Origin of the sequence: Methylobacterium sp. WL18, assembly GCF_008040015.1 — a bacterium.
In the GTDB taxonomy this organism is placed as follows: Bacteria; Pseudomonadota; Alphaproteobacteria; order Rhizobiales; family Beijerinckiaceae; genus Methylobacterium; species Methylobacterium mesophilicum.
Map to the genome: position 1 here is coordinate 1 of NZ_VRVD01000285.1, position 5,924 is coordinate 5,924.

General features: G+C 71.4%; 8 protein-coding genes. 6 read left to right on the forward strand and 2 right to left on the reverse strand.

The window, feature by feature from the left end:
* The first annotated feature begins 367 nt into the window (after window positions 1-367).
* From FV228_RS18400 to FV228_RS18415, 4 genes are all read left to right on the forward strand, one after another.
* Window positions 368-1,054, forward strand: coding sequence for a response regulator transcription factor (locus tag FV228_RS18400; protein ID WP_147855949.1), 687 nt, complete (start codon window positions 368-370; stop codon window positions 1,052-1,054).
* Between the two features lie 128 nt (window positions 1,055-1,182).
* Window positions 1,183-1,632, forward strand: a complete 450-nt coding sequence (locus FV228_RS18405; RefSeq protein WP_147855950.1) for a Crp/Fnr family transcriptional regulator — start codon at window positions 1,183-1,185, stop codon at window positions 1,630-1,632.
* A 99-nt stretch (window positions 1,633-1,731) separates the two neighbouring features.
* Window positions 1,732-2,577, forward strand: coding sequence for a 2,3,4,5-tetrahydropyridine-2,6-dicarboxylate N-succinyltransferase (gene dapD, locus FV228_RS18410; protein WP_147855951.1), 846 nt, complete (start codon window positions 1,732-1,734; stop codon window positions 2,575-2,577).
* A 23-nt stretch (window positions 2,578-2,600) separates the two neighbouring features.
* Complete coding sequence (locus FV228_RS18415; RefSeq protein ID WP_147855952.1) at window positions 2,601-3,461, forward strand: alpha/beta hydrolase; 861 nt, start codon at window positions 2,601-2,603, stop codon at window positions 3,459-3,461.
* Between the two features lie 73 nt (window positions 3,462-3,534).
* On the opposite strand, the gene FV228_RS18420 is transcribed toward FV228_RS18415, so the two are convergent.
* A complete protein-coding gene (locus tag FV228_RS18420) occupies window positions 3,535-3,972 on the reverse strand; it encodes a hypothetical protein (RefSeq protein ID WP_147855953.1) in 438 nt (145 codons plus the stop codon).
* The gene (locus FV228_RS18425) at window positions 3,969-4,532 is read right to left on the reverse strand and encodes a hypothetical protein (RefSeq protein ID WP_147855954.1); all 564 of its coding nucleotides are present in this window, start codon (window positions 4,530-4,532) and stop codon (window positions 3,969-3,971) included. The genes FV228_RS18420 and FV228_RS18425 overlap by 4 nt, the downstream gene beginning before the upstream one ends.
* Window positions 4,533-4,741: 209 nt before the next feature.
* Here FV228_RS18425 and FV228_RS18430 point away from each other — a divergent pair, with 209 nt between their 5' ends.
* Window positions 4,742-5,608, forward strand: a complete 867-nt coding sequence (locus FV228_RS18430; protein ID WP_147855955.1) for a phosphatase PAP2 family protein — start codon at window positions 4,742-4,744, stop codon at window positions 5,606-5,608.
* 131 nt (window positions 5,609-5,739) lie between these two features.
* Window positions 5,740-5,924, forward strand: a 185-nt coding sequence (locus FV228_RS18435) for a hypothetical protein (protein WP_147855956.1), incomplete at its 3' end; no start/stop codon positions are given.

Sequence of the window (5,924 nt, forward strand, 5' to 3'; positions counted from 1 at the left end):
ATACCGGGCATAACCCCCGCCGGTCCGGCCGCGGCGGCGTGGCGCCCGGGGCGGACCGGCGGGGGTTATGCCCGGTATCCAATACCGAAACCGTGAAAAATTGCGCACAAGGCAATGTCCGGCCACAAACGAAGCCCTATCCTTGCGGCGGAACCCAGGCCGTCGAAGCCGGGATTCGGGAGCGAATCAGCCCACCGCCCTGCGACGGGGGGACCGAACGCCCCTGGATTCCAGCGCGCCGGCCCCGCTTTCCTGGAGCCGGCCGTGTTGTCACGCGACGGGCGGCGTGCTCCAGATCCTTGTCATCGCGCGCTGTCCCCGGACGCCGGGTCTCCCGGTCCCGCAGCGTGCTCCAGGGCCCCGGACGATGTCGAATGTCTATCGCCTGCTGATCTGTGACGACGACGCGATCCTGCGCGACACGCTCACCGAGCAGCTCGACCTCTGCGAAGAATTCACCGTGGTCACCGAGGCGAACGCCGCGGACGCGGTCCGGCGGGTCGCGGCCGAGCGCATCGACCTCGCCGTGATGGATGTCGGCCTGCCCGACCTCGACGGACGCGAGGCCGTGCGCCGGATGCGGGCCGGCGGCTTCCGCGGCCCGGTGATCATGCTGACGGCGCAGGACTCGGAGGCGGACCACGTCGAGGGCCTTGAGGCGGGCGCCAACGACTACGTCACCAAGCCGTTCAAGTTCGGCATCCTGCTCGCCCGGATCCGCGCGCATCTGCGCAGCCACGAGGCGTCCGAGGACGCGGTGTTCCAGATCGGCCCGTACACGTTCCGGCCCGGCGCCAAGCTGCTGGTCGGCGAGCGCGGCTCGAAGCTCAAGCTGACCGAGAAGGAGACCGCGATCCTGCGCTTCCTGTACCGGGCCGGTCGGGCGGTCGTGAACCGCGACACGCTGCTGGCCGAGGTCTGGGGCTACAACGCCCACGTCACCACGCACACGCTGGAGACGCATATCTACCGGCTGCGCCAGAAGATCGAGCCGAACCCCGCCACCGCGGCGATCCTCGTCACCGAAGGCGGCGGCTACAAGCTGCTGCCCTGATCGGCTCGTTGCGCGTCACGGCCAGAACCGAGAGCCAAGCGCGATTGCAACGCGATCGGGAAGGGCTTTAGGGATTTGCGTGTAGGCGGGGCGCAGGCTCGTTTGCACGCAGGCGGTGAGGCGGTTCCTTGGGGCTCGACGACGACATCGCGATCCTCGCCGACGCGCCGCTGTTCGGCTTCCTCGACCGGGACGCGCTGCGCCTGCTGACCTTCGCGGCCGAGCGGCGCGAATTGGCGGACGGCGACCTGCTGTTCGCCCGCGGCGACCCGGCCGACGGCGGCTTCGTGGTGATGTCCGGTACGATCCGGCTCAGCCCCCGGGTGGCGGACGCCGAGCCGGTGCGCGCCGGGCGCTCGGCGCTGATCGGGCAGCTCGCCCTGTTCGTGCGCGGCACCCGACCGACCGAGGCCCGGGCCGAAGGCGCCGCCGAGGTCATGCGCATCACCCCCACGCTGATGCGGCGCGTGCTGGAGGAATTCCCCGCAGCCGCGCAATCCGTCTACGACACCCTGGCGATCGACCTCGTGGACCTCGTGACCGATCTCGACCGGGTGCGGGTGCTGCTGGAGGATTGATCCGGGCGGATTGCGCCGGCTCCCCGGGTGACAGCCCCGGTGCCCGCGAGTAAGCACGGGCTCCCGCAAACCTACTCCCGCCAAGAGCATCGAACCGCCATGTCCACCTCCGACCTCGCCAAGACCATCGAGACGGCCTGGGAAGAGCGGGCCGGCATCTCGACCTCGACCCAGGGCGCCGTCCGCGAGGCCGTCGAGGAGGCGTTGAACCTGCTCGATTCCGGCAAGGCCCGGGTCGCCGAGAAGAGCGGCAACCACGATTGGGTCGTCAACCAGTGGCTGAAGAAGGCGGTGCTGCTGTCCTTTCGGCTCAACGACATGGCGGCGATCGACGGCGGCCCCGGCGGCGCGCCGTGGTGGGACAAGGTCTCGTCCAAGTTCGCGGGCTGGGGCGAGGCGGAGTTCCGCGCCGCGGGCTTGCGTGCCGTGCCGGGCTGCTTCGTGCGCCGCGGCTCCTACATTGCGCCGGGCGCCGTGCTGATGCCGAGCTTCGTCAACCTAGGCGCCTATGTCGGCGAAGGCACCATGGTCGACACCTGGGTGACGATCGGCTCCTGCGCGCAGGTGGGGAAGAACTGCCACATCTCCGGCGGCGCCGGCATCGCCGGCGTGCTCGAGCCGCTCCAGGCCAACCCGGTGATCATCGAGGACGATTGCTTCATCGGCGCCCGCGCCGAGGTGGCCGAGGGCGTCATCGTCGGCCAGGGCAGCGTGCTGTCCATGGGCGTCTATATCGGCGCCTCGACCAAGATCGTCGATCGCAGCACCGGCGAGGTGATGTACGGCCGCGTGCCGCCCTACTCCGTGGTGGTCTCGGGCACGATGCCCGGCAAGGCGCTGCCGGACGGCACCCCCGGCCCCGGCCTGTATTGCGCCGTGATCGTCAAGCGGGTCGATGCCGGCACCCGCTCCAAGACCGCCATCAACGAGCTGCTGCGCACCTGATTCTTTTGTGACTTGGGGGCGGCTTGGTGACGACGACGCGGAACCTGGAGCTGATCGTAGCGGGCCGGCCGGTGCCGACCCCGTGCGACGTGATCGGCACGGGGCGCGACGCGCTGCTGCTGCCGGCACTGTCGACGATCTCGGACCGGGCCGAGATGCGCGATCTCGCCCGCGCCCTCGGCTCGGAGTACCGCTGCCTGGTGCCCGACTGGCCGGGCTTCGGCGCTCGGCCGCGGAGCCGCCTGCCCCTCGGTCCGGACACCCTGCACGCGTTCCTGGACGCGCTGCTCAGCGCCGCCCCCGGCCCCTACGCGATCGGGATCGCCGCCGGGCACGCCGCCGGCTATCTGGTCGCGGCGGCGCGCAGGCACCCCCAGGCCTTCGAGCGTCTGGTGCTGGTGGCGCCGACTTGGCGTGGGCCGCTGCCCACCGCGATGCCGAGCCGGGCGCACTGGTTCCCGCGGATCCGCCGGGCCGTCGAGGCGCCGGTTTTGGGCGAGGCGCTCTACCGGCTCAACATCAGCCCGCCGATCATCGGCCGGATGATGCGCGCCCACGTCTACGCGGACGCGGCCCACGTCACGCCGGCGCTGATCCGCGCCAAGCATGCCGTCACCCGGCAGCGCAACGGTCGCTTCGGCACCGCCGCCTTCGTCACCGGCGGCCTCGACCCGGTGGCCGACCGCGCCGCCTTCCTCGACCTGTTCGGGGACGGCCTGCCCCCGACCCTGGTGCTGCGGCCGGACAACGCCCCGCGCCGCTCCGGGGCCGAGATGGACGCGCTGATCGCCCACGGCCGGGTCGCCGGCACGGCGATCCCCGGAGCGCTCAGCCCGCACGAGGAGTTTCCCACGGCGGTCGCGGCGGCGTTCCGAGAAAATTAGCCGGCCAAATCATGGTTTCGAAGGGTCCCAGACCTTTCGCGGGTCCAGGGCGGAGCCCTGGTGCGTCAGGGGCTCAGCCCTTCGGAAACCCATGTTCGGCCGGCATCGTGATGACGCCGCGATGGTAGGGGAAGCGGGCGCGCTGGAGCGGATCGGGCCCGGTGAAGATCAGCCGCGTCCGGAACGACACCGGGCTGACGCAGATCAGGTAGCCCCGCAGGGCCTTGTCGCCCGGGACGAACAGGGCCGTCGTCAGGTACCGCTCCTCGGCCCGGACCCAACCGGGGATGGGCAGGCCCCAGCGCCGGGCGAGATGCTCCCCGGCCCCGCCCAGGAACGCATCCGCCTCCGGCCGCCCCAGCAGTCCGGGCTCGTCGGCCACGAATGCGGACTGCCGGGCGACGTCGCCGTCGGCCGCGTAGAAGGCGTCGAGGAAGTCGCGCAGGTGATGCTCCCAGTCGCCGTCACCGCGCGCGCGCTCGACCACCGCGGCCAGGGAACGCGGCCTCATGACGTCCCCGCGAAGACGGCCGAGAAACGACTGCGGGCCTCCGATGATGGGTCCTCGCCGTAGATCGCGCGGTACAGCTGTACCAGGGCATCCACATCACGCAGGTCCAAGTAAGCGGCCAGGGCACGGGCGTCATTCAGGTCACGATCGCCGCGATCCAGGCTCTGCAGGGCATGGAGTTTCATCGCCAAGAGGTAGGCGGGCTTGGCCACGACCGTTCGAAGTCCCGGCGTCCCATCAGCGGGGAAGGTGCCGGACAGGGCGAAGAGCGTCTCATCCTCGTCGAGCGGCGTGAACATCCCGACGGCATCGTTGAGCCAATCCGGCTCCAGCCCCATCCGCGCGGCGACCCGGGCCACCGAAGGTGCCAGGGCCGCCTCGTCGTAGCCGGGCCGCACGACCGCATCGACATCCTCGGTGCCACGCCGCCAGGCGAATTGCAGCATCAGCGCGCCGCCACCGTAGACGGCGATCTCGACGAACCGGCCGTACTCGGCGAGGTCGGCACCGAGTGCCTCGAAAGCCTCGAGGAGGCGGGCGCGGTCGAGCGGCTGAGCCATGGGGTCTGAAGGCCGGAGCGGGGGGTGCAGGGTTCGCGCGGACGCGGGCCCGGGTCAACCGCCCCGCCCGCTCGCCGAACCGCCGGGTTCGCCCCTGGACAGAATGAGAGCCCTGTGTGCGGACTGAACCGTCCCGCCAAGTCGTTCGTTTGTCTGCGGGACCGCCCCGCCTCCGCTCTCGCCCCTTCGCCGACACCGCCACGGATCCGATGCGCCGCACCCTGACCTTGCCGATCCTCGCTCTGCTGGCGGCCGCGACCTCGGTGCGCGCCGAGGATATGCCCCAGCCAGCCCCGGCGAACCCGCCGGCGGCGCCGTCGCTCGGGGCCGACACGCTCAAGCCCGGCAAGCCGGCGGTGAAGCCCTATCTCGCCGAGACCGCGGTTCCCGATGCCGTCCAGATCCTGCCTGCGCCGCCGGCCCATGACGCGCCGCTCGACAAGGCCGACCGGGCGGCCTTCAACAGCACCCGCGCCCTGAAGGGCAGCGCCCGCTGGGAAATCGCCGCGAACGACGTGTCGGAGGGGGCCTCCGCGGTCCTCGACAACTTCGCCTGCGTGCTCGGCACTCGCATCGACCAGACCCGGGTGCCGGCGGTGATGAATCTCCTCGAGCGCACGCGGCTCGACCTCGCCCGGGCGACCCGCGGCCCGAAGGTCCATTACCGGCGGCTGCGGCCGTTCGTGGGCAACGAGGCGCCGATCTGCGTCCAGCGGACCCAGGCGCTCACCGACAGCTTCAGCTACCCATCCGGCCACGCCACGCAGGGCTGGGCCTACGCGCTGATCCTGGCCTCCCTGGTGCCCGAGAAGGCGACCGCGATCCTGGCGCGCGGCCGGGCCTACGGCGAGAGCCGGGTCGTGTGCGGGGTGCACTGGCTGAGCGACGTGGCGGCCGGGCGGATCACCGGCTCCTCGGTCCTCGCCACGCTGATGGGCGATCCGGGCTTCCGGGCCGACCTGGACAAGGCGCGGGCCGAGCTCCGGGGCGCCCTGTCCGGCGGCGGCGCGGCCCCCGACCAAGCCACCTGCACCCGCGAGGCCGACGCCCTGCGGGAGCCGCCGCTGGAGTTCTGAGACTCGAACGATTCCAGATTTGAACACCTCTAAGTGTGTGATTTGCAACACGTTTTCGGGTTGATCGATTGCCCGTGGCTGGATGATCTTGGGGTTGAAGCGCCGACGCGTGGCGCATCCCAGGATCTATCATGCCGCTGCGTTCCGCCCGCCTCGGGCTTCTGCTCACCGCCACCGCCCTGACGCAGGGCGTCCTCGTCCCGCACGCCGCCGCGCAGGGCGCAGACGTGCAGCTCAACGAGATTTCCGTGGAGGCCACCCGCCCCGCCGCGGCGTTTCCGGCCGGGGCCGGCTTCGGCGGCGCCAACGTGAGCGG

Bases quoted from the DNA above. Each gene is read 5' to 3' on its own strand.
- FV228_RS18430 (WP_147855955.1), top strand. From the start codon at position 4,742: ATGCGCCGCACCCTGACCTTGCCGATCCTCGCTCTGCTGGCGGCCGCG.
- dapD (WP_147855951.1), top strand. From the start codon at position 1,732: ATGTCCACCTCCGACCTCGCCAAGACCATCGAGACGGCCTGGGAAGAG.
- FV228_RS18400 (WP_147855949.1), top strand. From the start codon at position 368: ATGTCGAATGTCTATCGCCTGCTGATCTGTGACGACGACGCGATCCTG.
- FV228_RS18425 (WP_147855954.1), bottom strand. From the start codon at position 4,532: ATGGCTCAGCCGCTCGACCGCGCCCGCCTCCTCGAGGCTTTCGAGGCA.
- FV228_RS18420 (WP_147855953.1), bottom strand. From the start codon at position 3,972: ATGAGGCCGCGTTCCCTGGCCGCGGTGGTCGAGCGCGCGCGCGGTGAC.